Source organism: Brevundimonas sp. NPDC055812, from assembly GCF_053616535.1.
In genome coordinates, this window is sequence record NZ_JBSHDX010000001.1 from 1 (window position 1) to 24,765 (window position 24,765).

General features: G+C 68.0%; 24 protein-coding genes. 7 read left to right on the plus strand and 17 right to left on the minus strand.

Annotated elements, in window-relative coordinates:
- Window positions 1–168: 168 nt before the first annotated feature.
- Both ACWGL1_RS00005 and ACWGL1_RS00010 read right to left on the minus strand, forming a co-directional pair.
- Window positions 169–597, minus strand: coding sequence for a CBS domain-containing protein (locus ACWGL1_RS00005; protein WP_291778386.1), 429 nt, complete (start codon window positions 595–597; stop codon window positions 169–171).
- Between the two features lie 73 nt (window positions 598–670).
- Complete coding sequence (locus tag ACWGL1_RS00010) at window positions 671–1,339, minus strand: rhomboid family intramembrane serine protease (RefSeq protein WP_338576240.1); 669 nt, start codon at window positions 1,337–1,339, stop codon at window positions 671–673.
- Between the two features lie 143 nt (window positions 1,340–1,482).
- Between ACWGL1_RS00010 and hfaA the strand changes: the two genes are divergently transcribed.
- From hfaA to ACWGL1_RS00030, 4 genes are all read left to right on the plus strand, one after another.
- Window positions 1,483–1,893 carry a holdfast anchoring protein HfaA gene (gene hfaA, locus ACWGL1_RS00015; RefSeq protein ID WP_291778381.1) on the plus strand — a complete coding sequence of 137 codons (411 nt, stop codon included), beginning with the start codon at window positions 1,483–1,485 and terminating at the stop codon, window positions 1,891–1,893.
- Window positions 1,890–2,912, plus strand: coding sequence for a holdfast anchoring protein HfaB (gene hfaB / locus ACWGL1_RS00020; RefSeq protein WP_452110813.1), 1,023 nt, complete (start codon window positions 1,890–1,892; stop codon window positions 2,910–2,912). The genes hfaA and hfaB overlap by 4 nt, the downstream gene beginning before the upstream one ends.
- Window positions 2,839–4,101, plus strand: a complete 1,263-nt coding sequence (hfaD, locus tag ACWGL1_RS00025; RefSeq protein WP_452110814.1) for a holdfast anchor protein HfaD — start codon at window positions 2,839–2,841, stop codon at window positions 4,099–4,101. The genes hfaB and hfaD overlap by 74 nt, the downstream gene beginning before the upstream one ends.
- Before the next feature lie 157 nt (window positions 4,102–4,258).
- On the plus strand, window positions 4,259–7,138 hold the full coding sequence (locus tag ACWGL1_RS00030) for a M16 family metallopeptidase (RefSeq protein ID WP_452110815.1): 2,880 nt from the start codon (window positions 4,259–4,261) through the stop codon (window positions 7,136–7,138).
- Between the two features lie 113 nt (window positions 7,139–7,251).
- Here ACWGL1_RS00030 and ACWGL1_RS00035 read toward each other — a convergent pair whose 3' ends face one another.
- Together ACWGL1_RS00035 and ACWGL1_RS00040 are read right to left on the minus strand one after the other, a co-directional pair.
- Window positions 7,252–8,184 (minus strand): hypothetical protein, encoded by a 933-nt coding sequence (locus tag ACWGL1_RS00035; RefSeq protein WP_338576245.1) that lies wholly within the window; start codon window positions 8,182–8,184, stop codon window positions 7,252–7,254.
- 168 nt (window positions 8,185–8,352) lie between these two features.
- Window positions 8,353–8,883: a gamma carbonic anhydrase family protein gene (locus ACWGL1_RS00040; protein WP_452110816.1), complete on the minus strand. Its 531-nt coding sequence runs from the start codon at window positions 8,881–8,883 to the stop codon at window positions 8,353–8,355.
- 299 nt (window positions 8,884–9,182) lie between these two features.
- Between ACWGL1_RS00040 and ACWGL1_RS00045 the strand changes: the two genes are divergently transcribed.
- On the plus strand, window positions 9,183–9,962 hold the full coding sequence (locus tag ACWGL1_RS00045; protein WP_191744417.1) for a PhoH family protein: 780 nt from the start codon (window positions 9,183–9,185) through the stop codon (window positions 9,960–9,962).
- A 281-nt stretch (window positions 9,963–10,243) separates the two neighbouring features.
- Here ACWGL1_RS00045 and dxs read toward each other — a convergent pair whose 3' ends face one another.
- The 5 genes from dxs to ACWGL1_RS00070 all read right to left on the minus strand — a co-directional run bounded on the left by dxs (window position 10,244) and on the right by ACWGL1_RS00070 (window position 14,451).
- A complete protein-coding gene (gene dxs / locus ACWGL1_RS00050) occupies window positions 10,244–12,154 on the minus strand; it encodes a 1-deoxy-D-xylulose-5-phosphate synthase (RefSeq protein ID WP_452110817.1) in 1,911 nt (636 codons plus the stop codon).
- 67 nt (window positions 12,155–12,221) lie between these two features.
- A complete protein-coding gene (locus ACWGL1_RS00055) occupies window positions 12,222–13,127 on the minus strand; it encodes a polyprenyl synthetase family protein (protein ID WP_338578630.1) in 906 nt (301 codons plus the stop codon).
- 2 nt (window positions 13,128–13,129) lie between these two features.
- The gene (locus tag ACWGL1_RS00060; RefSeq protein ID WP_452110818.1) at window positions 13,130–13,495 is read right to left on the minus strand and encodes a tRNA-binding protein; all 366 of its coding nucleotides are present in this window, start codon (window positions 13,493–13,495) and stop codon (window positions 13,130–13,132) included.
- Complete coding sequence (locus ACWGL1_RS00065; RefSeq protein WP_452110819.1) at window positions 13,495–13,752, minus strand: exodeoxyribonuclease VII small subunit; 258 nt, start codon at window positions 13,750–13,752, stop codon at window positions 13,495–13,497. Before ACWGL1_RS00065 ends, ACWGL1_RS00060 begins: the two co-directional genes overlap by 1 nt.
- Window positions 13,753–13,812: 60 nt before the next feature.
- Window positions 13,813–14,451 (minus strand): histidine phosphatase family protein, encoded by a 639-nt coding sequence (locus ACWGL1_RS00070; RefSeq protein ID WP_291778351.1) that lies wholly within the window; start codon window positions 14,449–14,451, stop codon window positions 13,813–13,815.
- 235 nt (window positions 14,452–14,686) lie between these two features.
- Between ACWGL1_RS00070 and ACWGL1_RS00075 the strand changes: the two genes are divergently transcribed.
- Together ACWGL1_RS00075 and ACWGL1_RS00080 are read left to right on the plus strand one after the other, a co-directional pair.
- On the plus strand, window positions 14,687–15,214 hold the full coding sequence (locus ACWGL1_RS00075) for a GNAT family N-acetyltransferase (protein ID WP_338576253.1): 528 nt from the start codon (window positions 14,687–14,689) through the stop codon (window positions 15,212–15,214).
- A 20-nt stretch (window positions 15,215–15,234) separates the two neighbouring features.
- Window positions 15,235–16,413, plus strand: a complete 1,179-nt coding sequence (locus tag ACWGL1_RS00080) for a vWA domain-containing protein (protein WP_452110820.1) — start codon at window positions 15,235–15,237, stop codon at window positions 16,411–16,413.
- A gap of 43 nt (window positions 16,414–16,456) precedes the next feature.
- Here ACWGL1_RS00080 and ACWGL1_RS00085 read toward each other — a convergent pair whose 3' ends face one another.
- The 8 genes from ACWGL1_RS00085 to flbD form a co-directional block, all read right to left on the minus strand.
- On the minus strand, window positions 16,457–16,639 hold the full coding sequence (locus tag ACWGL1_RS00085; protein ID WP_087141890.1) for a CsbD family protein: 183 nt from the start codon (window positions 16,637–16,639) through the stop codon (window positions 16,457–16,459).
- A 64-nt stretch (window positions 16,640–16,703) separates the two neighbouring features.
- Window positions 16,704–17,174, minus strand: a complete 471-nt coding sequence (locus tag ACWGL1_RS00090; RefSeq protein ID WP_452110821.1) for an NUDIX domain-containing protein — start codon at window positions 17,172–17,174, stop codon at window positions 16,704–16,706.
- Between the two features lie 53 nt (window positions 17,175–17,227).
- Window positions 17,228–18,241, minus strand: a complete 1,014-nt coding sequence (locus ACWGL1_RS00095) for a histidine kinase dimerization/phosphoacceptor domain -containing protein (protein WP_338576261.1) — start codon at window positions 18,239–18,241, stop codon at window positions 17,228–17,230.
- Window positions 18,242–18,275: 34 nt separating this feature from the next.
- Complete coding sequence (locus ACWGL1_RS00100) at window positions 18,276–18,674, minus strand: response regulator (RefSeq protein WP_291778440.1); 399 nt, start codon at window positions 18,672–18,674, stop codon at window positions 18,276–18,278.
- A 20-nt stretch (window positions 18,675–18,694) separates the two neighbouring features.
- On the minus strand, window positions 18,695–20,230 hold the full coding sequence (locus ACWGL1_RS00105; RefSeq protein ID WP_346485674.1) for a sensor histidine kinase: 1,536 nt from the start codon (window positions 20,228–20,230) through the stop codon (window positions 18,695–18,697).
- 51 nt (window positions 20,231–20,281) lie between these two features.
- On the minus strand, window positions 20,282–22,381 hold the full coding sequence (gene flhA, locus ACWGL1_RS00110) for a flagellar biosynthesis protein FlhA (RefSeq protein ID WP_291778332.1): 2,100 nt from the start codon (window positions 22,379–22,381) through the stop codon (window positions 20,282–20,284).
- A 47-nt stretch (window positions 22,382–22,428) separates the two neighbouring features.
- Entirely contained in the window at window positions 22,429–23,313 is an 885-nt protein-coding gene (gene bla / locus ACWGL1_RS00115) for a class A beta-lactamase (protein ID WP_452110822.1), read from the minus strand.
- 4 nt (window positions 23,314–23,317) lie between these two features.
- Window positions 23,318–24,730, minus strand: a complete 1,413-nt coding sequence (gene flbD / locus ACWGL1_RS00120) for a sigma-54-dependent transcriptional regulator FlbD (protein ID WP_452110823.1) — start codon at window positions 24,728–24,730, stop codon at window positions 23,318–23,320.
- Window positions 24,731–24,765 lie beyond the last annotated feature (35 nt).

Genomic DNA, 24,765 nt, shown 5'->3' on the forward strand with positions numbered 1-24,765 from the left:
CCCTCGCCCCAGACAAAACCCCGAAAAACCAGTCTCCGAAGCCCGTCGGGCCAGCCCGTCTCCGAGCGAGGCGGCGATATACGTCCCGATTTTCCCGGTGGCAATAGGCAAAGGCGGCTTTCCCGATCTATCCACAGATCGGACGCTTATGCACAGGATGGAGCCGCCCTACCCCGCCGCTATATAGGTGCGCAGGCTTTCGGCTTCCTGCGTGGCCTGGGCGATCTGGCATTTGACCACGTCTCCGATCGAGACGACGCCGGCCAGCCGCCTGTCCAACAGTACGGGCAAATGCCGGACTCGCCGGTCCGTCATGCGCGCCATCAGCGCCTCGACCGTTTCGGCCGGATCGGCGAAGACCACTTCGCTGGTCATGTAATGAGAGACGGGCCGCTTCAGCGCCTCGGGACCGTCGCGGGATATGGCCCGCACGATGTCGCGCTCGGACAAAACGCCCGCCACGCCGTCGCCTTCACAGACGATCAGCGCCCCGACCTGGCGGCGCTCCAGTTCGGCGCAGGCGTCATTCAGCGAGGCGTCAGGCGCCAGGGTGAAGACCGCGTCTCCCTTGCCCTTGAGAATCTCGGCGACCAGCATGGCGACTTCCTCCTTATGGGCAGGCCGTCGTCCGCGTGTCGCGGACCGGCCGCAAGATGGAAGACAGGTTCGCTCAGACTCCGCCGATAGGCAAATCACGGCGTGCGGCGAACCACCCGCCGATGGGGCCGATGGCGACGATGCCGAACAGGAAGCCGACCGCGTGCGCCTCCCAGGCGATGCGGGCGCCGTCCGCGCCGGGCGCCAGACCGATCAGACCCACAATGAGATTCACCGCCATCCAGGCCGCCGAGGCCCGCAACACCATGGGGTGGAACAGAGGCAGGACGCGTCCATGCCCGCCCATCAGCCGGGTCGCGGCGCCGATCAGACCGAAAACCGCGCCCGAAGCCCCGACCAGCGGCGCCATGCTATGCGGATGCACCAGCCCATAGCCCAGCGCCGCCACGGCGCCCGCCGCTATATAGAAGAGAATGAAGACCAGCGGCCCCGGCCCGCGCTCCATCAGCCGGCCGACCGGCGCGCCGAAGGCCAGGGCGCCCACCGCATTCATGGTCACATGGGCCCAGCCGCCGTGCAGCAGCATGGAGGTGAACAGGCCCGCCCACTGTCCGCGCCACAGGTCCGCAGGGACGAAGGCCATGGAGAGTCCCTGATCGGGAAGCCGCTCCTGCAGATAGAAGAGCACCGGCATGGAAGCTGCGATCAGCAGGGGCAGGAAGGGCGCGTTGAAGATCTTTTCACGCGGCGGCCGCGGCGAACGGGCGTCAGATTGGGACATTCGCCCTTGATGGGGCCAGTCGCATCCGATCTCAAGACGCCGTTTTGCGCCAATACGACACTGAAATCGTATGGCACGGTCATTGCGTGAGCCGTTCCAGAAGATTTCGGGAGCGCCTTATGTCGTCTCATAGCCTGACACTCATGACCGTAGCGGCCGCCGCCGTGCTGGCGGCCCTGCCCGCCGGTTCGGCTGTCGCACAGTCGACCGGCTCGGCCGGCGCAGGCCAGTTCCAGGCCGGCTACGGCGCCTCGCGCTACACCACGGCGCAGGCCAGTCGCGGCACCACCCGCGACGCCAACGGCAACCGCCTGGTCGTCGACGGCATCATCCAGCAGAACGGCAGCGCCTATTCACGCAGCGACAGCAGCTCCTCGTCCAGCCATTTCAGCGGCGGCGTCGGCTCCGGCACGAACATCGGCGGCTCCACCGCCATCGGCAACAACCTGAATGTGGTCGTCCAGGGCAACCGCAACACGGTCGTCGTCAACTCCACCCAGACCAACACCGGCGACATCAACGCCGGCACCACCCTGAACGGGCCGCGTCCATGAAGATCTCCGCCATCCGCCGTTCGCCCGTCCGAGCCCTGGGCTGCGTCGCCGCCGCCGCCGCCCTGCTGGGCGGTTGCGTCAGCACCACCGCCGGTCCGTCGGGCCAGTACGCCAAGCCGATCGGCAACGCGCCGGTGACGTCGAACCCGACGCCCTATTCGACCGCGCTGTACTGCCTGGCCGACTATGCGCGCCGCTACAACCTGCCCTCGCCGCGCATGGCCGTGGGTCGGATCAGCGACTACACCGGTTCCATCTCCTCGGACGGCGGTCGCCAGATCACCCAGGGCGCGTCCCTGATGGCCAACACCGCCCTGGCCAAGGCCGGCGCCCGCATCGTCGAGCGCTATGACACCTCGGTGTCCGAGCTTGAGCTGCGCTACGCCAACAACAAGCTGATCGGCGACGACGTGCCGAACGGCGCGCCCCAGGACGCCGCCTTCCGCCGCATCCTGGCCGGCCAGGTGCCGGGCTCCGACTTCTATGTGGTCGGCGGCATCACCGAGGTGAACTACAACATCCGCTCGGGCGGCTTCGACGTCGCCGGCGGCGAGGTGGAGCAGAACGGCGGCTCGGGCCTGATCACCGGGAAGGTGTTCGTGATGAACGTCGCGATCGACCTGCGCCTGGTGCAGACCACCACCCTGGAGGTCGTGGACGTCGTCTCCTATCAGAAGCAGATCGTCGGCCGCGAAGTGTCGGCGGGCGTGTTCGACTTCCTGAACGGCAACGTCTTCGACATCTCGGCCGGGTCCAGCGGCCTGGAGCCGGTCCAGCTGGCGGTTCGCGCCCTGGTCGAACGCGCCACGGTCGAGTTCATGGCCAACCTCTACGGCGCCCCCGGCCCGGAAATCTGCCTCAACCCCGCCAACGACCCGCTGGCCGACAGCCCTGTGGGCCCGACCGGCGGCTACTATCCCGCTTACGCAAACACGGACACGAACAATGGCCAAACTCGCGCCGACCCGTCTCGCTGGCACGATCGCCGCGACAGCGCTGTGCGTCGCGGCGGCCGCTGAGGCCCCCTTCGCTCAAGCTCAAGCCCAGGATCGCGGTCTGGTCCTGAATGAACAGCTCAACCTAGGCGACGTCATCAGCGGTCAGCGCCTGAACGTCGTCAACGTCAGCGACAACGTCGCCGTGTCGAACGCCGCCATGGGCAACGCCCTGTCCGGCAGCGCCGACGGCCGCGCCGCCGACATCCGCTCGACCCAGGACATGCAGGGCGCCGCCGTGGCGGACACTTCCCTGACGCTGCGCGGCGACACGGGCTATGTGAACAGCGTGACCCAGGCGCGCGGCAACTATCTGGCCGGAACCGCCGTCAACACCGGCATCGACGTCGACGCCGGCCAGAATCTGAACGGCGACGTCACGGCGCGCAGCCAGATCGTGGAGACTGGCGCGCGGCTGAACTACGGCGGTCACGTCTCGGCCGACGCCATCGGCAACACCGTCGCCCTGGGCGCCGGCGGCACCGGCGAGCAGCGCGGCGCCGTCACCGGCCGCACGAACCAGAATTCGACCGGCGAGATCTACGCCGAGAACGAAGCCCGCTTCACCTACGCCCCGGCCCCCGCCGTCTTCAGCAGCCAGGCGTCGGCCAATGCGGTGCAGGCGACCTCGACGCCGAACTCGCACCAGGAGCTGGCGGTCAGCCAGAACGCCTCGGGCGCCGGCGTCACCGCCTGGACCGGCGTGTGGGCGGGCAACGCCTGGGACATCGCCGGACGCAGCCGCGCCGCCTCCAACCAGGCCGCCTTCTATAACCAGGGCGGTTCGCTGGTCGTGGACGTGGATCAGCAGAACTCGGCCGAGGTGCTGTCGCGAACCGAGCTCAGCTCCTATGACTTCGGCGCCGCCTATTCGACGGCCGAGGCCGTGGGCAACGAGGTCCATGCCGGCAACAACGACATCTACGTCAACATCAACAACACCCAGTTGAACACCGGCGGCGTCACCGCCAGCGCCGGCTTCACGGGTCAGAACGGTTATGACGCCTATGTCGGAGCCAATGCGGCGGGCAACGCTGTCACCGGCTTCGCCTGCTCGACCTGCGGCGGCGATCTGAACGCGCGCAACAGCCAGACCAACATGGGCGACGTGCGGGCCACGGCGACCACCACCATCAACGGCTGGGGCCGCAACGTCGTCGCCGGCGCCAACGCCGTCGGCAATACGGCGAGCTTCTACGTCACCCGCCCCTGAACCAAGGTCCCGGATTAACTTTCGGTAACTTGAGGCAGTCAAGTTCGTTTGTCACCGTAAACAGGCGCGAAGCTGAAGAAGCTTCGCGCCTGTCATCACGTGCAGGGCCGCAATCAGTCCCGGGGGCCGCCCGCTCGCACGTCGCGGAGACTACCGAATGCGATCCCCTCGTCGCCTGCTTCTGCTTGCCGCGTCCAGCCTCGCCCTGATGGGCGGCGCGGCGCTTCCCGCTATCGCCCTGACGCCGCCCTCGGCCGTCGCGGCGCAGGACGCGCAGCCCTCCAAACCCTGGGCCCAGGCGGCCAGCGACATTCCCGCCGACCCGGCCGTGCGCTTCGGCGTCCTGCCCAACGGGATGCGCTACGCCATCATGAGGAACGCCACCCCGCCGGGCCAGGCATCGCTGCGCCTGCGGATCGCGGCCGGCTCCCTGATGGAGAATGAAGACCAGCTGGGTCTGGCCCACTTCATGGAGCACATGGCCTTCAACGGCACGACGAACGTGCCGGAGAATGAGTTGCTGCGGATTCTGGAACGCCTGGGCCTGGCCTTCGGCGCCGACACCAACGCCTTCACCAGCTTCGACCAGACCGCCTATACGCTGGAGCTGCCGCGCACCAACGACGAGACCGTCGACACCTCGCTGCGGATCATGCGCGAACAGGTTTCCGAAGCCCTGATGAAGGCCGAGGACATCGACGCCGAGCGCGGCGTGATCGAGGGCGAAGAGCGGCTGCGCAACACCCCCGCCCTGCGCTCCCTGAAGGCGCAGATCGCCCTGCTGGCGCCGGGCCAGCGGCTGTCGAACCGCCTGCCCATCGGCGATCTCAGCATCATCCGCAGCGCCCCGCGCGAGCGCTTCGTCGAGTTCTACGAAGCCTATTACCGCCCCGAACGCGCCACCATGGTGGCGGTCGGCGACTTCGATGTCGATCAGATGGAAGCCAAGATCAAGGCGACCTTCTCGGACTGGACCCCCAAGGCCGCCGACGGTCCCGAGCCCGATCTGGGACAGGTGGCCCCGCGCCAGCCCGAGACCCGCATCCTGGTCGAGCCGGGCGTGCAGTCCTCGGTCCAGCTGAACTGGATCCGCAACCCGGACCTTGATCCCGACACGGCTTCGGAACGTCGCGACGCCCTGCTGCAGAACCTGGGCATGGCCGTGCTGAACCGCCGCCTGGGCGAACTGGCCCGCGCTGACAACCCGCCCTTCATCGGCGCCGGCGGCGGCCAGGCGACCCTGTTCAAGACCCTGGACCTCGGCAGCGTCTCGGCCGCCTTCAACCCCGGCGGCATCCAGCGCGCGCTGGAAACCATCGAGCAGGAACAGCGCCGCTTGGTTCAGTTCGGCGTCTCGCAGGTCGAACTGGATCGCGAGATCGCCAACACCCGCACGGCGCTGGAAAACGCCGTCCAGGCGGCCGCGACGCGCAGCACCCCGGCCCTGGCCAACGCCCTGCTGGGCGCTGTCAATGACGACCGCGTCTTCTCCTCGCCCGCCGCCAACCTCGCCCTGTTCGAAGCCGCAGTGAAGGATCTCAAGGCGGAACAGGTCAGCGCCGAGGTCAAGCGCGCCTTTGAAGGCCAAGGCCCCCTGGCCCTGGTCATCACGCCCGAGCCGATCGAGGGCGGCGAGGCCGGCGTCACCGCCCTGCTGGAGGCCAGCCGCGCCACGCCGGTGACCGCTCCGGCCGAACAGGCGGCGCTGGAATGGCCCTACGCCGACTTCGGCGCCGCCGCCACGCCCGCCTCGACCACCGAGGTCGCCGCCGTCGGCGCCACCGTCGTCACCTTCCCCAACGGCGTGCGCCTCACCGTCAAGCCGACGGCCTTCAAGGACCAGCAGGTCCTGATCTCGGTCCGCACCGGCATCGGCGAGATGGGCCTGCCGACCGACCGCTTCACGTCGCAGTCCCTGGCCCCGATGGTCTTCACCGCAGGCGGTCTGGGCAAGCTGACGGCGGACGAGCTGAACCGCGTCCTGACCGGCAAGATCTATGGCGCCGGTTTCGCTATCGACGGCGACGCCTATCAGTTGTCGGGCGCCACTCGCCCGGCCGACCTGCAGCTGCAGATGCAGGTGCTGGCCGCCTATCTGACCGATCCGGGCCTGCGCCCCGCGCCGTTCGAGCAGATCAAGGCCGTCCTGCCGCAGTTCATGGCCCAGCAGATGGCCACGCCCAGCGGCGCCTTCAGCCTTCAGGCTAGCGGCCTGCTGGCCAGCGGCGACAAGCGCGAATCCATGCCCTCGCCGGAGGAGATCGCCGCGTTCACCTTGGACGAACTGAAGCAGGGCGTGGTTCAGGGCCTGGCCTCCGGCCCGATCGACATCGTCATGGTCGGCGACGTCAAGGTGGAGGACGCGGTCGCCTCGGTCGCCTCGACCTTCGCCGCCCTGCCCGCGCGCGCCCCGGCGGCCCAGCCGATAGCCGGTTCGGACCAGCGTCGCTTCCCGGCGCCGACGGCCGAGCCGATCCGCCTGACCCACGCCGGTCCGGCAGAACAGGGCCTGGCCTATATCGCCTGGCCGACCACCGACGCCGTCGCCGACCGCACCGAGTCCCGCAAGGCCGCCATCCTAGCAGAGGTGCTGAAGCTGCGCGTCCTGGACGAAATCCGCGAGAAGCAGGCCCTGGCCTATTCGCCCAGCGTCCGCGCCGCGGCGTCCGACGTGTTCAAGGGCTACGGCTCCATCTCGATCACGGCCGATACGGCGCCCGAGAAGTTCGGCGCCTTCTTCACGGCCGTCGACGCCATCATCACCGACCTGCGCGACACGCCGGTCAGCGAGGACGAGCTGAACCGCGCCCGCCTGCCGGTGATCGAGTCCCTGCGCCGCAGCCAGGCCGGGAACGAATACTGGCTCGGCCAACTGGAGGATCTGGCCGCTAGGCCCGCCTCCCTGGAGCAGATCCAGACGCACATCAGCGATCTGGAATCCTTCACCGCCGCCGACATCCAGGCGGCCGCGCGCCAGTATCTCAAGCCCGATACGGCGTGGAAGGCCGAGGTCGTCTCGGTCAACGCCGCGCAGTAACGAAGAAAGGGCCCCGTTCCGCAAGGAACGGGGCCCAGTCGTTTAGGCCTATCGACGGAGAGTCGATGCCTGACCCTAGACGCCGGCGTCTGTCGCCAGGCTGAACAGCCGGTTCAGAAAACCCGGCCGCCGACCCCGCCGTCCATCATGATCATTCCGGTGGAGGCGGCGCCCTCGACCATTTCCTCGCGATACTCGGTGTAGGTCTCTTCGCGGATCATGGTCAGGACCTTCACGCCGGCCCCGTAGCGGCGCAGCAGCGAACGCTCGTTGCAGTCGCGCGCCGCCTTCTCGGGACGGCATTCCAGACGACCGCCCGCACCGTGCCACAGCGCCTCACGCTTGTTGCACAGCAGGGTCTCGCCCGGCGCGCCTTCCGCCTCGCTGACCGTCCACTGCAGCTTGGTGCCCGCCAGGCAGCGGTACAGTTCGCCGTCATAGCTGTTGCTGACGTCCCGGCCCGGAATGACCTGGGACGCCGGGTGCGGCACATTGCGGTCGTCGATGCAGACGGCCTGCAGCACGACCTGCTTCTCGATGCGGCGCGACGCGGTGAAGGGCACCTGCACCGCCTGCATCCCGCCCTGGACGTTCAGCCCCTGGATCGTGGTGGGATAGGGCTGATCCACGTTGAAATAGGCCCCGCCCCCGCCGGCGACGATGACGGTCGAAGCCGCGCGCGATCCCGCCCAGGCGCGCGCCGAGGCGTTGGCGCTGGCGTTCGCATTGACGTTGACGTTGACATTCACATTGCCGCCGCCCGAACCGCAGCACGTCGGAGGCGGAGGCGGCAGGCAGCCCCCGCCGCCACAAGGCGGCGTCACCGGCGGACGCGGCGGCAGGCAGCCGCTGGGACCGCATCCGCCGCCGCCCGGCGGGGTCACCGGCGGGGTGATCGGCGGCGAAGGCGGCAAGATCGGGGGGTTCGGCGGCGGAGGCGGCAGGCAGCTCGAAGGCCCGCACTGCGCCGCAGCCGTGTCCGCGAGCGCCATCAGCCCCATGAAGGCCACGGCGCCCGCCAGCATTTTCGTAATCCCTATCCGCATGGGATCGGACTCCTGCATTGATCGTCGGCAGGACCGATGCAAGCGCCGGGCCGTTTCAGGCGTCCGACATTGGGCGGTTTCATCCCCTCCGACGCGAGTTTGCGCCGTTCCGGCTCGCCCATCCCCAGGGCTGTCCCATTGTGAGCCGTGCCATTGTGGTGCGACGGCTCAGCCGATCGGCTTAAGGCCCGTCACATAGCGCCGCCAGTTCTGGACATAGTGCTGCGCCGACATCCGGAGGCCTTCGATCTGACCTTCCTCCAATTCCCGCACCACCTTGCCCGGTTGGCCCATGACCAGGCTGTTGTCGGGAATGACCTTGCCTTCAGTGATCAGGGCGTTGGCGCCGATCAGGCAGTTCTTCCCGATGCGCGCTCCGTTCAGAACGACCGCGCCGATGCCGATCAGGCTGTTGTCGCCGATCTCGCAGCCGTGCAGCATGACCTTGTGCCCCACCGTCACCCCCGCGCCGATAGTGAGCGGAGAACCGATGTCGGTGTGCAGGATGCCGCCGTCCTGAATATTGCTGTCGGCGCCGATGATGATGGGATCGTTGTCGCCCCGCACCACGGCGTTGAACCAGACGCTGGCGCCCGGATGCAGAATCACATTCCCTAGAACAGTCGCGCTGGGCGCGATCCAGTATTCGCCCTCGGGCGGAAGCTGGGGCTTGCTGTCTTCCAGACTGTAAACACTCATCCGTACACCGCCTATCCTTATCGAAATGAAGGCTTTAACCCTTCAGAAACCACGTTAGCATCAGTCTGTTGATGCGATTCGGACGGCCCCATTCGCCCCCGGATCCGAAGCCGGATCAAGCCCGGTCCGGTCAGACGCTGGAGAATACGCTTGGCGTGTTCACGACCCGTCCGGGGACGACGACGCACCTGCTGCGGCGAAGACCCTGCGACCGTTCGGGACGGCTGCGCGACTTCGGCCCCCACCTCCCCCACCGACGACCAAGGCGAGACCCAGCCGGGCTCGCCTTTTTTCATGCCCTGGAGGCGTCCATGAGCAAACGATCGGCCATCAAGCGTCAGCTGCGCGAAGGCGTGCTGGATTCGCCCGAATTCATTCAGGACGCCAAGGTGCGGCGATTGCCCGCCCGCGTCGGCGGCTGGTCGCCCCTGCCCTCGAACGACGAGCGGGACCAGGGCTATCTCAAGACGCTGAAGCCCAAGTCCGACGGCCAGGCCGAACTGATGGAGGCCGTCGACCACGCCAATCTGGTGCTGGCGCTGGGCCCGGCGGGCACGGGCAAGACCTATCTGGCCGTCGCCAAGGCGGTCGAGGCGCTGGAGGCGGGCAAGGTCGGCCGCATCGTCCTGAGCCGCCCGGCGGTCGAGGCCGGGGAATCGATCGGCTTCCTGCCCGGCGACATGGAGGACAAGCTGGCCCCCTACCTGCGGCCGCTCTACGACGCCCTGTCGGATCGCCTCAGCATGAAGCGGGTCAAGGCGCTGATGGCCGAGGGCCTGATCGAGATCGCCCCCATCGGCTATATGCGCGGCCGCACGCTGAACAACGCCTTCATCGTCGTGGATGAGGCGCAGAACTGCACCTACGTCCAGCTGAAGATGCTGCTGACCCGACTGGGCTGGCACTCGACCATGGTCGTGACGGGCGACCCGCACCAGTCGGACCTGCTGCCCGGCGTGTCGGGCCTGTCGGATATCGCCGACAGACTTGAGGCCGTGCCCGAAATCGCCGTCGTCCGACTGGCCGAACGCGACATCGTGCGCCATCCGCTGGTGGCCAGCATGATCGGAGTGCTGTGACCCCTTTCCGCCTCTGGTGAGAGAAGGAAAAAATAGAGTCCAATTCGTCTGAATCGTCTGAAATCCCCTCTCGGCCCCGCGCGCAGTCTAGCACAGGCGCCGAGGGGGGCTGGTCGATTGTGATCCAGCGACACCGTGCATCATCCGCTGGTGGCGGGCGAAGCCTGACGGATGAGGGGCTGCGCGACACTCGCCGCGCAACTCCTCATCGGATTTCGGAGAAACCCCTCATCCGGCCCTGACGGGCCACCTTCTCCCACAAGGGGAGAAGGAAGATCGGTTTACGCTCGCACAGCCCGGCTGGCGTCGACGCCCAGGGCGGTCACGGCGGCGGCGGCGATGTGTTCGGCGTTCAGGCCGGCCTGGGCGTACATGGCCTCGGGCTTGTCCTGATCCTGGAAGACGTCGGGCAGGTGCAGTGTGCGGATCTTCAGGCCCGCATCCAGCGCCCCCTTCTCGGCCAGAAGCTGCAGCACGAAGGCGCCGAAGCCGCCCATGGCGCCCTCTTCAACTGTAATCAGAGCCTCATGCTCGCGCGCCAGACGCAGGATCAGATCGGCGTCCAGCGGCTTGGCGAAGCGAGCGTCGGCGACAGTGGCCGAGACGCCGCGCGCGGCCAGCATGTCGGCGGCCTTCAGCGATTCCTGCAGGCGGGTGCCCAGCGACAGGATGGCGACCGAGGTGCCTTCGCGGACGATGCGGCCCTTGCCGATCTCCAGCGGGGCGGCCAGTTCGGGGATGTCGACGCCCACGCCCTCGCCGCGCGGATAGCGGAAGGCGCTGGGGCGGTCGTCGATGGCCAGCGAGGTCGAGATCATCGCCGCCAGTTCGGCCTCGTCCGAGGCGGCCATCAGCACCATGCCCGGCAGCGCGCCCATATAGCCGATGTCGAAGGAACCGGCGTGGGTCGCGCCGTCGGCCCCGACCAGACCGGCCCGGTCCATGGCGAAGCGCACCGGCAGGGACTGGATCGCCACGTCGTGGACGACCTGATCGTAGCCGCGTTGCAGGAAGGTCGAATAGAGGGCGCAGACCGGCTTCATCCCATCGGCGGCCAGGCCGGCGGCGAAGGTGACCGCGTGCTGCTCGGCGATGCCGACGTCGAAGGTGCGGTCCGGGAAGGCCTGACCGAACAGGTCCAGCCCCGTGCCGGACGGCATGGCGGCGGTGATGGCCATGATGGTCGGATCGGCTTCAGCGTGCTTGATCAGCTCGGTCCCGAAGACCTTAGTGTAGCTGGGGGCGTTGGAGACGGACTTGGCCTGCTTGCCCGACACCACGTCGAACTTGACCACCGCGTGCAGCTTGTCGGCGCTGCTCTCGGCCGGGGCGTAACCCTTGCCCTTCTGGGTGACGACGTGGACCAGGACCGGGCGGTCGGTGATGGCCGCCGCATTCTTCAGAATGGGGACCAGATTCTCCATGTCGTGGCCGTCGATCGGCCCGACGTAGTAGAAGCCCAGTTCCTCGAACAGGGTGCCTCCCACGATCATGCCGCGGGCGTATTCCTCGGCCTTGCGCGCGGCATCGCGGAACGGGCGCGGCATGTGGTCGACGAACTTCTTCCCGACCTTGCGGATGTTCTGATAGGCGCCGCCCGAGACCTGCTTGGCCAGATAGGCGCTCATGCCGCCGACCGGCGGGGCGATCGACATGTCGTTGTCGTTCAGGATGACCATCAGCTGGCCGCTGGTGGCCTCGGCGGCGTTGTTCATCGCCTCATAGGCCATGCCCGCCGACATGGAGCCGTCGCCGATGACGGCCACGACGCGGTTGTTCCCGCCCTTGGCGTCGCGCGCGGCGGCGAAGCCCAGCGCCGCCGAGATGGAGGTCGAGGCGTGGGCCGCGCCGAACGGGTCGTATTCGCTCTCGGAGCGCTTGGTGAAGCCCGACAGGCCGCCGCCCTGACGCAGGGTGCGCATCCGGTCGCGCCGTCCGGTCAGGATCTTGTGCGGGTAGCACTGATGGCCGACGTCCCAGATCAGGATGTCGTCCGGCGTCTCGAAGACGTGGTGCAGGGCGACCGTCAGCTCGACCACGCCCAGACCGGCGCCCAGGTGCCCGCCGGTGACGGACACGGCGTCGATGGTCTCGGCCCGCACCTCGTCCGCCAGCTGTTTCAGCTGGGGAATGTCGAAGCCCCGCGTGTCGGCGGGAAACTTGACGGTGTCGAGAAGCGGGGTGTTGGGCATGGGGATCGGGGGCCTTCAGACGACGGAGCGTCAAACAGTAACCCGCTGAGGGCGGGCGCGTTTCCTATCAGGACCGGCGTTTAAGCACAAAGTCCACGCTGGCCTTGAGGATTTCGGCCTCATGACCGAACAGGTCAAGGTGCGAGCGGGCCTGATCGGCCAGATGCGCGACCCTCTGTCGCGCCGCGTCGACGCCCAGCAGGGTGACGAAGTTGGTCTTGCCTAGCGCCGCGTCCTTGCCGCCCGCCGCCTTGCCCATCTCTTCGGCCGAGCCTTCGGCGTCCAGAACGTCGTCCACGATCTGATAGGCCAGGCCGATGTCGTGGGCGAAGCTGGTCAGGGCGTGCCAGGCGGCCTCATTGGCGTCGGCGACGATCAGCGGAATCTCGAAGGCGTAGGCGAACAGGGCGCCGGTCTTCAGACGCTGCATCCGGGCCACCCCGCCCAGATCGTCGCGGACCCCCATCAGGTCGATCATCTGGCCGCCGGCCATGCCCCGCGCACCGGAGGCGAAGGACAGGCGCCGCGCCAGTTCGCACCGCACGGCCGGGTCGTCATGCGTCTCCTCGTCCAGGATGATGTCGAAGGCCGCCGTCTGCAGGGCGTCGCCGGCCAGGATGGCGGTCGCCTCGTCATAGGCGATGTGCAGGGTCGGACGGCCGCGCCGCACATCGTCGTCGTCCATCGCCGGCAGGTCGTCATGCACCAGTGAATAGGCGTGGACGCATTCCAGGGCGCAGGCGGCGCGCAGAACGGCGCACTCCTCGACCTCCAGCATCCGCCCCGCCTCGATGGCGAAGAAGGGACGCAGCCGCTTGCCCGGTCCGAGCGCGGCATAGCGCATGGCCTCGGTCAGCCGGGCCTCGGGCCCGTCGGCGCGCGGCAGAAGGCGGTCCAGGGCGACGGTGACCACATCGGCGATCTCGGCCACCCGGTCGATGACGGCCTGCTCGGGCGAATTGGCGGCGAGCATGGTCAAAACAGCCTCCCGCCCAGCGGCAGGTCGCGGTCGACGCCGACCAGAACGACATTCCCTTCGGCGTCGGGGAAGCCGAGCGTCAGCACCTCGGACATCACCGGCCCGATCTGGCGCGGCGGGAAGTTGACCACGGCGGCGACCTTGCGGCCGTCCAACTGGTCCAGGGTGTAGTGATGGGTGATCTGGGCCGAGGATTTCCTGACGCCGATCGCGTCGCCGAAATCGATGGTCAGCTTGTAGGCGGGCTTGCGCGCCTCCGGAAAAGGCTCGGCCTTGATGATCCGGCCCACGCGGACATCGACCTTCATGAAGTCGTCGAAGCCGATCTGCGGCGCGATGGTCGCGATGTCGGAGGCGGACATCAGCCGAACTCGTCCGGTTCGACGCCCTTGGCCTGGCCGTCGGCGCCGACGACGATCTTCTCGACCCGCAGTTGGGCGGCCTTCAGCCGCGCCTCGCAATGGGCCTTCAGCCGTGCGCCCTCTTCATACAGGGCGATGGATTCCTCGAGCGGCGCCTGACCCGATTCCAGGCGCGAAACGATGCCCTCCAGACGCGACAGGGCGTCCTCGAAGCTGAGATCGGCGGGCACGGCGGGGGAGGCGGATGCGTCGGTCATGATGGGCGCAACCTAGAGAGGCGCGCGCGCCGCTTCAACGGCCTTCCTGAGGCCGCGACGTCAGCGCTTCACGAAACGGCGCTGGGACCAATATTTGAAGCCCTGATTGTGCGCCAGACGCCAGCCGTGCGCCTTCAGCCGCTGGCCGACCATGTGGTTGAAATAGCCGTGCGCCAGCACCAGGACATCGTGGCCCTCCGAGGCGCGAGCGATCAGGACGCGCGCAGCCTGATCGGCGCGGACCTCGGCCTCTGCGCGGGTTTCCTGGCCCTCGTGGTGGTTGAAGGCGTGCCACCAGACGCGGGAGATCACGCCCCAGTAGCGCGGCGACAGCTTGATCCAGGACGGAAAGCGCGGCGGCGGCAGGGGGGCCTCGATGAACAGGGCGTCGACCAGCACGTCGCGGCCCGGCGCCACGGCCTTGGCGGTTTCCTGGGCGCGCGGGCGGGTGGAGGCGTAGATGGCCCCCGCCCCTTCGGCGGCGGTCAGCAGGGTCTGCGGCGGCGTCTGTCCCGCGCGAAGCCCGCCGATCTCATAGCGCCCCCACCAGTCGCGATACTGGTCCGAAGTAATCATGCATTTGCGCGACAGGGCCGGCTCGCCGTGACGGGCCAGGGTGATCGCGCCGAAACGGACGCCCGCCTCGACGGCCTGAACGGCCGCGACCGGCGTCTGAACTGCGGATTCGGAATGAGTCATGAGCGCAGGAGAAGTCATAGCATGGGATCAGCCTGTGAAACCAAGGCCTTGGCGTCCCTATACCTCCCCGATTCCAGCATTGGCGCACGCCGCGAACGACGCACATTGGACAAGGGTGGTAGCTCTCGTCGCGCGGCCCTGCAACCACGCAAAGATGACGAGGCCGTATTGGACGGGGGGCCTGGCGTCGAGGCGCGCCTTCTCCCGGCCCTCTCGCGGCGCTATGGGTCGGCCGATGAGCGCTCCCGTGATCCGCCCCGCCCGCCCCGAAGACGCCGCCGCCCTGGCCGTGCTGGGGCGCCAGACCTTCATCGACACCTTCGTCACCGGCTTCGGCATTCCCTATCCGGCCGCCGACCTGACCGCCTTCCTGGACGCCGGCTTCAACACCGAGACGCTCACCGCCAAACTGGCCGAGCCCGGCGCCGCCTGGTGGGTGGCCGAGCGCGACGGAGAGCTGCTGGCCTTCGCCAACGCCGGGCCGAACACCCTGCCCCACCCCGACGGCCGGGCCAGCCACGCCGAGCTGCGCCGCCTATACGTCGGCAAGCCGGCGCAGGGCCTCGGCCTGGGCACGAAGCTGCTGAAGATCGCGCTGGAGTGGATGGAAGCCCACACCGACGGCCCCCTGTGGATCGGCGTCTGGAGCGGCAATGAGAAGGCCCAGAAGCTCTACGCCGCCTACGGCTTCGAGAAGGCGGGCGAGTATCAGTACCCGGTCGGCGCCTGGATGGACGACGAGTTCATCTTGCGGCGCGGCTAGGCCGGGGCCAGTCTGAGCCCATGCTCCTGCCCTTCTTCACCGCCCTGCGCGAGGCCAAGGTGCCTGTGTCGCTCAAGGAATGGCTCCATCTGATGGAGGCCATGGACAAGGGCGTGGCCGGGCGCGACGTGGAGGCTTTCTACCACCTGTCACGCGCCGTCCTGATCAAGGACGAGAAGCACTACGACCGCTTCGATCAGGTCTTCGGCAAGGTGTTCAAGGGGCTGGAGGGCGTCAGCCCCGGCGAGGAGATCACCGCCGACATCCCCGAGGACTGGCTGCGGCTGCTGACCGAAAAATACCTGACCGACGAAGAGAAGGCGCAAGTTGAGGCGCTGGGCGGTTTCGACAAGCTGATGGAGACGCTGAAGCAGCGTCTGGAAGAACAGAAGGAGCGCCATCAGGGCGGCAACCGCTGGATCGGCACGGGCGGCACCAGCCCCTTCGGCCACGGCGGCTTCAACCCCGAGGGCGTCCGCATCGGCGGCCCCGGCCGCCACGGCCGCGCGGTCAAGGTCTGGGAAAAGCGCGAATACAGGAACCTGGACGACACGGTCGAACTGGGCACGCGCAACATCAAGGTGGCCCTGCGCCGCCTGCGTCGCTTCGCCCGCGAAGGCGCGGCCGAGGAACTGGACATCGACGGCACCATCGACGGCACGGCGCGTCAGGGCTGGCTGGACATCCACATGCGGCCCGAGCGGCGCAATACGATCAAGGTGCTGCTGTTCCTCGACGTCGGCGGCTCGATGGACGGCCATGTCCAGCTGTGTGAAGAGCTGTTCTCGGCCGCGCGGACCGAGTTCAAGAACCTGGAGTTCTTCTACTTCCACAACTGCCTCTACGAAGGCGTGTGGAAGGACAACCGCCGCCGCCACAGCGAGCGCATCCCGACCTGGGATCTGATCCACAAATACCCCGGCGACTGGCGCGCCATCTTCGTCGGCGACGCGACCATGTCGCCCTATGAGGTGACCATGCCCGGCGGCTCGGTCGAGCACTGGAACGAAGAGGCGGGCGCCGTCTGGCTGAAACGCGCCCGCGAACAGTGGGACAAGTCGGTCTGGCTGAACCCCGTCCCCGAACGGCACTGGAGCTACACCCCCTCGGTCAGCCTGATCGGCGAGGTGATGGAGCACCGCATGTTCCCCCTGACGCTGGATGGGCTGGAACGGGCGATGCGGACCCTGGCGCGGTAGAGGCCGCCGCCGAATCCTGGCGACGGCCGAGACCGGATCTCGATCAGCCCTTGTCGCCCTTCAGCGCGTCCTTGACGCCGCCGACGGCGTTCTGGACCTTGCCCGCCACCTGATCGGCGCGGCCTTCGGCCTTCAGCTTTTCGTCGCCGGTCAGCTTGCCGGCGGCTTCCTTGAGCTTGCCGCCGATGTTCTTGGCGGCGCCTTCGATGCGATCGTGGTCGGGCATGGGGAGCTCCCTGTGTAACGAGCCGCCGGGAGCGGCGGCCCTCAGGGAAAACAACCCTTTCTGCTCAGCCAGGTTCCGAGGCGGCGGCGTGACGATCGCGCAGCCAGCGGGCGACGGCCCAGCTGTGGGCCTCATGGCGCAGGCTGAACAGGGCGCGCATAGGCTCCAGCCAGACCAGTTCATGGTCGGCTTCCTGCTTGGTCGAGGGATCGGCGCCGGTCACGCTGACGATCCAGACGCCGCCGACGTTGTTGACCGGCGTGCCGTCCGACCTGAGGAAATACTGCGCCGCCTCGGTCAGGCGGTCGACCGGCTGGATGATCAGGCCCGTCTCCTCGGCGAACTCGCGCACCAGCGCCTGCTGCTCCGTCTCTTCGCCGTCCAGGGCGCCGCCGGGCAGGTCGAAGTAGGCCTGTCCGTCGCCGCGATCCACGCGCACGCAGGCCAGGCGGCCGTCACGCTCGGCGATGCCGAAGACAGCGGGGCGGTGGATGTAGTCGAGACCGGGGCGGGCTGTGCCGAACTGAAGCTTCATCTCGCCGAGACTAAACCCGCCGCGACGCCGGACGAAACCCCCAAAAGCGTCGCCTAGAGGTCAAACGCCAGGCGAGCGCGCACGCCGTGGTGGGAGGGATCGACCTCGATCGCCGAGCGCAGGCCGCCGGCCATGGCCGAGATGATCTTGGAGCCCAGACCCGTGCCCTTGGGCTGGCCGTCGCCCAGGCCCGGCCCGTCGTCCTCGACCGTCAGCAGGGCGCGGCGTCCGTCCTCCATCCGCTCCAGGATCACCCGAATCTCGCCCGCCGCGCCGGGCTCATAGGCGTATTTCACGGCGTTGGTGACCAGTTCGGTGACGATGACGCCCAGGGAGACGGCCTGGTCGGTCGTCACCTGCAGCGCCTCGGCGCGCAGGGCCAGTCGCGGTCCATCGTCGTCGGGGCCGATGGACTTGCCCAATTCCTCGACCAGGCCGGCGAGATATTCGTCCATCTGCACCCGCTCGACATCGGCCGAGGTGTAGAGGCGGCGATGGACATGGGCCACGGCCTCGATGCGGACCTGGGCCTCGCGCAGGGCGTCGCGCGCCCCCTCGTCGACAAGCTGGCGCAGCTGCAGGGAGATGAAGCTGGACACCAGTTGCAGGGAGTTGCCGACGCGGTGGTTGACCTCGCGAAGCAGGGCTTCGGCGCGGTCGCGCGCCTGGCGGACTTCCTCATGCGCCTCTTCGTTCTCGCGCTCCAGGCGGCGGCGCAGCAAGGCGTCCTCGACAGCCGAACGCAGAAGGGCGGTGAAGTCCTCGGACACGTCCTTGATGACGTAGTCGGCGGCCCCCGCGCGCAGGGCGGCCACGGCGATGCGGCCGTCCTGGGCCCCCGTGACATAGACCACCGGCGGCGGCGTCGGCAGGGCCAGAATGTCCGGCAGGACGTCCAGCCCTTCGCGGCCGGGCATATAGTGATCCAGGGCGCAGACGTCGAACTGGCCGGCCTTCAGCGTCTCATAGCCGGTGTCGGCGTCGGGCGCGCAGGTGACCTCATAGCCGTGGCGGCCCAGCTCCTTCTGGACCAGCCGCGACAACCCCCGGTCGTCGTCGATGTACAAGAGACGGATTGAAGCCCCCGGTTCCGTCACGGCGTCAGATCTCGGGCGCCTGCATGACGGACAGGAACAGACCCAGCTGGCGGATGGCGCCCGCAAAGGCCTCATAGTCGACAGGCTTGGTGATGTAGACGTTGCAGCCCAGATCGTAGCAGCGCTGGATCTCGACCTTGTCGTCCGTGGTGGTCAGAACGACCACAGGCGCGCGTCTCAGGTTGTCGTCGGACTTCACCTTTTCCAGGATATCCGTGCCCGACATGTCCGGCAGATTCAGGTCCAGCAGGATCAGGACCGGCCCGTTGTGGCGGACCTCTTCGCTGAACAGATAGTCCAGGGCCGCCTCGCCGTGATCGAAATGAACGATGTCGTTGGCGATGTTCGCCCGCCGGATGTTCTTTTCAATGAGCTTGGCGTGCCCATGGTCGTCCTCGACCATGACGATCTTCACCGAGTGGCTCACAGGCGATCTCCTTGGTAGTCACCCAGCATAGCCAGACGTTTCGGAAATTTCAGGTAAAAAGTCGACCCTTGGCCCAATTCTGATTCGATTTCGATCGAACCGCCCAGACGCCGCACGATGTTGCGCACGAAGGCCAGGCCCAGACCTTCGCCCGGCTTGTCCTGCTTGCCCGAGCGGCGGAAGAGCTCGAAGATACGCTCGTGATCCTTGGGCGACACGCCCCGGCCGTTGTCGATGATGCGGTATTCCACCCAGCCGTCGGGCGTCTCCTGCCCCTGGACCTCGATACGGATGGGACGGTCGGGCTGCTGATACTTCACCGCATTGTCGATCAGGTTGCCGAAGATCTGCTCGACCGCCAGACGATCGCTCTCCAGCGGCGGCAGGGGGCCGACCACGATTTCGCCGCCCGTTTCGGCGACCTGATGGTGGACGGTGTCGGCGATGGTCTGGGCCACGCCGGTCATGTCCAGCCGTTCAGGCGCCAGGGCGCGCCGTCCCTCGCGCGACAGGCGCAGGATGGCGTTGATCAGCCGGTCCATCTTGGCCGTCGAGGTGCGGATGAAGCCCACGGCCTCGGGCGCGTCCTCGCGCACCGCTCGCAGGACGTCGGGGTCCGTCAGACCGGGGTGCGCCGCGTCGACCGCCGTCAGTTGCTCATCCACCATCCTTGAGACCTGCTCGAGTTCGGAGGTGTAGCCCATGACGTTGACCAGGGGCGCGCGCAGATCGTGGCTGACGATATAGGCGAAGCGCTGGATTTCCTCGTTGGCGCGGGTCAGTTCGGCGGTGCGATCGCGGACCTCGTTCTCCAGACCCGCGTTGACGCGATCGAGCTCGAAATGCGCAGCCTCGATCTCGGCCACATAGCGCCGCACCAGCCAGACGCTGATCCCCGCCAGCACCAGGATCAGCACCCCGGCCAGGGCGTTGACCGCCACGGTCACGGCCTGGGCCCATTCCGACTGGTGGGTGCGCTCGGCCAGGCGGCGCGCCTCGATGGCGTCGATCGCCGCCAGTTCGACCCGCATGGCGTCCATCAGCGTCTTGCCCTGGCCGCCGCGAATACGCGCGACGGCCTCGCCGATGCGGCCCGTCCGGGTCTGGTTGATGGTTTCGTCCATCAGCGCCAGACGCTCGCGAGCCATCTGCTTGACCTTGGCCACGCGTGCGGAGGACTCGGGATCGTTCTGGACCAGGGTCTCGAGCCGTTCGAGCACCGCAGGCAGCTTGGCGACGGCGTTGTCGTGCACGCCCAGATACTCGGCCCGCGCCGTCAGCATGAAACCGCGCTGCCCGGTCTCGGCGTCGGTCAGCAGCATCACCGTGTCCTTGGCCGCCAGGCGCACCTGCTGGCTGTGGTCGACGGTGTCGTTGTAGTTGGAGGTGCGCTGGATCATCACCAGCGTCGCCGTATTGACGGCCAGCAGCAGCAGCAGCGCCAGGGCCAGAAGGGCGATGATCGAGCGACTGAGGGTCGGGGTGCGCAGGAAGATTCCGAAGGTGCGCAGAGCCGGCCGGAAACGTTTCATATCCCGAACCTTATTCGCCGCCGAAGCCGTGTCCAGCCCCTACCGCAGGGTCTAGACCGAACCGACCGTCCGGAGCCGGGCCTTGGGATGAATTTCGTTCTGGCTCATCACCACCGTCTGGCCGCGGAAGCGTTCGATGATGGAGCGGACGTAGGGGCGGACCTGCGGCCCGGTCAGCAGGACCGGGTTCTCGCCCGTCATGGCGGCGCGCTCGAACACCTCGCGCACGGCGCGGATGAAGTCCTGAAGGCGGCTGGGCGCCATGGCCAGCTGCTTGTCCTCGCCCGGACCGACCAGGCTCTCGGCGAAGGCCTGCTCCCACTCGGGCGACAGGGTGACGATGGGCAGGGCGCCGTCGTCGGCCTTGTGCTGCCAGCACAGCTGGCGCGCCAGGCGGCTGCGGACGTGTTCGACCAGGGTGGCGACGCTGGTGGTGTGCGGCGCGGCCTCGGCCAGGCCTTCGAGGATGGCGGGCAGGTCGCGGATCGACACCTTCTCGCGCAGCAGGGCCTGAAGAACGCGTTGCAGAGTCGTGACCGTGACGACCGAAGGGATCAGTTCCTCGACCAGCTTCTGCTCTTCGCCCTTCAGCTCCTTCAGCAGTTTCTGCACCTCGGCGTAGGAGAGCAGCTCGGCCATGTTCTCCTTGAGGATTTCAGTCAGGTGCGTCGTCAGCACCGTCGAGGGGTCGACGATGGTGTAGCCGCGGAAGGTCGCCTCTTCGCGCAGGCTTTCGTCGATCCATGTCGCGGGCAGGCCGAAGGCGGGCTCGCGCGTGTGTTCGCCCGGCAGTTCGACCTGGCGGCCCGCCGGGTCCATGGCCATCAGGGAGGCTAGGCGCACCTCGCCCGATCCGGCGTCCATCTCCTTGATGCGGATGGCGTAGCCCTGATTGGGCAGGCGCATGTTGTCGAGGATGCGCACGCTGGGCATGACGAAGCCGTATTCCTGGGCGAGCGAACGGCGCAGGGCGCGGATCTGGTCCGTCAGGCGCCGCCCTTCCAGATCGTTGATCAGGGCCAGCAGGGCGTAACCCAGCTCGATCTTCACCTCGTCGATGGTCAGGGCGGTGGAGATCGGCTCCTCCACGTCCTCCTTCGGCTTCAGATCGACCGGCTCGGCGGGCGGCGGTTTCAGCCGGTCGCGGCCCAGCTTCCACGCCATGAAGCCCGTGGCCAGCGCCAGCGCTGCGAAGGGCAGCAGCGGCATTCCCGGGATCAGGCCGATCAGCCCCGCCGTGCCGGACACCACGCCCAGCGACACCGGGTTGGTCGCCAGCTGGGCGGCGAAGGCCTTGTCGGCCGAGCCCTCGACCCCCGCCTTGGTCACCAGGAAGCCGGCGGCGACCGAGACGATGATGGCCGGAATCTGCGTCACCAGGCCGTCGCCGACGGTCAGCTGCACATAGGTGTTGGCCGCGTCCATGGCGGGCATGCCGTGCTGCAGCACGCCGATCAGCAGGCCGCCGATGACGTTGATGAAGGTGATGATCAGGCCCGCCACGGCGTCGCCGCGCACGAATTTCGAGGCGCCGTCCATGGCGCCGAAGAAGGTCGATTCCTGCTCCAGCTCCTTGCGGCGCAGCTTGGCCTGATCCTCGTTGATCAGCCCCGCCGAGAGGTCGGCGTCGATGGCCATCTGCTTGCCCGGCATGGAGTCCAGGGTGAAGCGGGCCGAGACCTCGGCGATACGGGTCGCGCCCTTGGTGATGACGACGAAGTTCACCACCAGCAGGATGGCGAAGATGATGACGCCGATGATGAAGTTGCCCCCCATCATCAGCTCGCCGAAGGCCTGGATGATCTTGCCCGCGCTGTCGTGGCCTTCCTGGCCGTTGCTGAGGATCAGCCGCGTCGAGGCCAGGTTCAGCCCCAGCCGATACAGGGTCGAGACCAGCAGCACCGTAGGGAAGATGGCGAAGTCCAGCGGCCGCTTCATCATCACGGCCGTCATCAGGATCAGCACGCTGGACACCAGCGAGATCGCCAGCAGTAGATCCAGAAGCATCTTCGGGATCGGCACGATCAGCAGCATGATGACGGCGATGACGCCGACCGCCATGCCGACCTCGCCGCGCATCAGCCAGCCGAGGGCCTCGCGCCCCGTGGGGCGCGCCAGCCCGTCCTTCATCAGGATCGGCGCATCAGCCATGACGACGTGCGAAGGTCATGCCGCCTGATGACAGGATTCGGCGGCCGTCAGCCATGCCCCAGCGCCTTGAGCGCCTGCCGGGTCGCGTCGGCGATCACCGCCTCGCGCTGGGCGTCGGTCGAATCCTTCGTGGCGTGGAAATAGACGGCGATGGCGATAGGCTCGCCGTCGGTCGGATACAGCACGCCGATATCATTAACCGGACCGTCGCCGCCCGTGCCGGTCTTGTGCGCTACGGTCCAACCCAGAGGAACGCCAGCCTTCAGGCGCGCCTGCCCCGTCGGCGACGCCACCATCCATTCCAGAAGCAACCGCTTGAAAGCCGATTCAAGCGGCGAGGCCTCCGACAGGATCAGCCGCTGGATATTGCGGGCCGACTGTCCAGGCCGGATGGTGTCCTTGTCGCCGTCCGCCCGGTTCAGTTCCGGCTCCAGCCGATCCACGCGGGTCGTCTCATCGCCGATGCCGCGATAGAAGGCGCGCAAGGCGTCCAGCCCGCCCATTTCGCGGATCAGGATGTTGGCGGCGGGATTGTCGCTGACTTCAACCGCGCCCTTCATCAACTGCTCGATGGTCAGGGTCGAGCCGACCGCCGGCTCCGTGACCGGGGCATGGCTGATCATGTCGGCCTGCGTCACCGGAATCGCCCGGTCCAGCCGCTCCTGCCCCGCCTGAACACGCAACAGCGTGGCGGCGGCCAGATACATCTTGAAGGTCGAGCAATAGACAAACCGCTCGTCGCCGCGCCAGTCGGCGCGCTTGCCTTCGGTCAGGACCGAGACGCCCAGACGGCCGCCGTGGCGGGCCTCCAGCGCCGACAGGTCGAGATCGAGCACGACCGGTTCGACGGCCGCTGGCTCCGTCGCTCGCGTACAGGCGCCCAGGGCGAGGGCGCCCGCGCCGATCAGCAGGGTGCGACGGTCAGCGCGCATCGAATCAGCCCGCCGCGCCGTAGGCGGCCGCGACGCCCGACTGGGGCGCCGGGATCGGCGTGCCCTGGTCAGCGTATTCGTTCAGCTTGTTGCGCAGGGTGCGGATGGAGATGCCCAGGATGGTCGCCGCATGGGTGCGGTTGCCCAGGCAGTGGCTGAGCGTGTCCAGGATCAGGGTCTTCTCCATCTCGGCCACGGTCTGGCCGACGAAGCTGCGGGTCACGGCGTCGGCGACCTGTGCCGCCTGACCGGCCACGCCGGCGTCATAGGTCGAAGCGGCGGGCGTCGAGGCCCCCTCGCTCCCACCCAGCAGCGGGCGGCCGTCCGGCAGGCGAATGGCGTCGACGTCGATCTCGGCCCCCGTCGCCAGCAGGACGGCGCGGTGCATGGCGTTTTCCAGCTCGCGCACGTTGCCGGGCCAGCGGTGGGCGACCAGGGCGCGCCTGGCCTCGCCGCCGATGGCGCGCGGCGGCACGCCGTTGGCGGCGGCGTATTTCTTGACGAAGTGGTCGGCCAGCACGGCGATGTCGCCGGGGCGCTCGCGCAAGGAAGGCAGGCGCAGGTTCACGACGTTGAGGCGATACAGCAGGTCTTCGCGGAACGTCCCCTCGGCCACAGCCTTGGCCAGATCGCGGTTGGAGGTGGCGATGATGCGAATGTTGACGGACACCGGCTTGGCCCCGCCGACGCGGTCGATCACCCGTTCCTGAATGGCGCGCAGCAGCTTGGCCTGAAGCCGGGCGTCCATCTCGCTGATTTCGTCTAGAAGAAGCGTGCCGCCGTCAGCTTCCTCGAACTTGCCGATGCGGCGGGCCACGGCGCCGGTGAAGGCGCCCTTCTCGTGACCGAACAGCTCGGATTCCAGCAGGTTGTCGGGAATGGCGGCGCAGTTGACGCTGATGAAGGCCTTGTCCGCCCGGCGCGAGTTCGTGTGCAGATAGCGGGCCATCACCTCCTTGCCGACGCCGCTTTCGCCGGTGATCAGGATGGAGGCTTCCGAACGCGCCACCTGATCGGCCAGCTGGATGACCGACTTCATCGCCGGGTCGGCCGAGATCATCGGCCGCTCGTCGTCCGCCACCGCCGACAGGACGGCGGCGATCAGGTCCGCCTCGGGCGGCAGGGGGATGAACTCCTTGGCTCCGGCGCGGATGGCGTCGGCCGCCTCGCGCGCGTCGGCGTCGACGCCGCAGGCCACGACCGGCACATGAATGCGCTCGGCGTCGTTGGCGGCGATCAGGGCGGCGATGTCGATGCGGTAATCGACCATCAGCAGGTCAGCGCCCTGCCCCCGGCGCAGCTGCTCGGTCGCCTGATCGGCGCGCTCGACGTGCTGGACCTTGGCGCCGTGCGCCATGGCCATCTTCACCGCCGTCGCCAGCTGGCCGCTGAGCCGGCCCACCACCAGAAGACGCATCGCCCTACTCCTTCAAATCCTTGTCCGTGACGGGG

Coding starts and splice junctions, on each gene's coding strand:
- ACWGL1_RS00005 (WP_291778386.1), bottom strand. CDS start 597: ATGCTGGTCGCCGAGATTCTCAAGGGCAAGGGAGACGCGGTCTTCACC.
- ACWGL1_RS00010 (WP_338576240.1), bottom strand. CDS start 1,339: ATGTCCCAATCTGACGCCCGTTCGCCGCGGCCGCCGCGTGAAAAGATC.
- hfaA (WP_291778381.1), top strand. CDS start 1,483: ATGACCGTAGCGGCCGCCGCCGTGCTGGCGGCCCTGCCCGCCGGTTCG.
- hfaB (WP_452110813.1), top strand. CDS start 1,890: ATGAAGATCTCCGCCATCCGCCGTTCGCCCGTCCGAGCCCTGGGCTGC.
- hfaD (WP_452110814.1), top strand. CDS start 2,839: ATGGCCAAACTCGCGCCGACCCGTCTCGCTGGCACGATCGCCGCGACA.
- ACWGL1_RS00030 (WP_452110815.1), top strand. CDS start 4,259: ATGCGATCCCCTCGTCGCCTGCTTCTGCTTGCCGCGTCCAGCCTCGCC.
- ACWGL1_RS00035 (WP_338576245.1), bottom strand. CDS start 8,184: ATGCGGATAGGGATTACGAAAATGCTGGCGGGCGCCGTGGCCTTCATG.
- ACWGL1_RS00040 (WP_452110816.1), bottom strand. CDS start 8,883: ATGAGTGTTTACAGTCTGGAAGACAGCAAGCCCCAGCTTCCGCCCGAG.
- dxs (WP_452110817.1), bottom strand. CDS start 12,154: ATGCCCAACACCCCGCTTCTCGACACCGTCAAGTTTCCCGCCGACACG.
- ACWGL1_RS00055 (WP_338578630.1), bottom strand. CDS start 13,127: ATGCTCGCCGCCAATTCGCCCGAGCAGGCCGTCATCGACCGGGTGGCC.
- ACWGL1_RS00060 (WP_452110818.1), bottom strand. CDS start 13,495: ATGTCCGCCTCCGACATCGCGACCATCGCGCCGCAGATCGGCTTCGAC.
- ACWGL1_RS00065 (WP_452110819.1), bottom strand. CDS start 13,752: ATGACCGACGCATCCGCCTCCCCCGCCGTGCCCGCCGATCTCAGCTTC.
- ACWGL1_RS00070 (WP_291778351.1), bottom strand. CDS start 14,451: ATGACTCATTCCGAATCCGCAGTTCAGACGCCGGTCGCGGCCGTTCAG.
- ACWGL1_RS00075 (WP_338576253.1), top strand. CDS start 14,687: ATGAGCGCTCCCGTGATCCGCCCCGCCCGCCCCGAAGACGCCGCCGCC.
- ACWGL1_RS00080 (WP_452110820.1), top strand. CDS start 15,235: ATGCTCCTGCCCTTCTTCACCGCCCTGCGCGAGGCCAAGGTGCCTGTG.
- ACWGL1_RS00085 (WP_087141890.1), bottom strand. CDS start 16,639: ATGCCCGACCACGATCGCATCGAAGGCGCCGCCAAGAACATCGGCGGC.
- ACWGL1_RS00090 (WP_452110821.1), bottom strand. CDS start 17,174: ATGAAGCTTCAGTTCGGCACAGCCCGCCCCGGTCTCGACTACATCCAC.
- ACWGL1_RS00100 (WP_291778440.1), bottom strand. CDS start 18,674: ATGGTCGAGGACGACCATGGGCACGCCAAGCTCATTGAAAAGAACATC.
- ACWGL1_RS00105 (WP_346485674.1), bottom strand. CDS start 20,230: ATGAAACGTTTCCGGCCGGCTCTGCGCACCTTCGGAATCTTCCTGCGC.
- flhA (WP_291778332.1), bottom strand. CDS start 22,381: ATGGCTGATGCGCCGATCCTGATGAAGGACGGGCTGGCGCGCCCCACG.
- bla (WP_452110822.1), bottom strand. CDS start 23,313: ATGCGCGCTGACCGTCGCACCCTGCTGATCGGCGCGGGCGCCCTCGCC.
- flbD (WP_452110823.1), bottom strand. CDS start 24,730: ATGCGTCTTCTGGTGGTGGGCCGGCTCAGCGGCCAGCTGGCGACGGCG.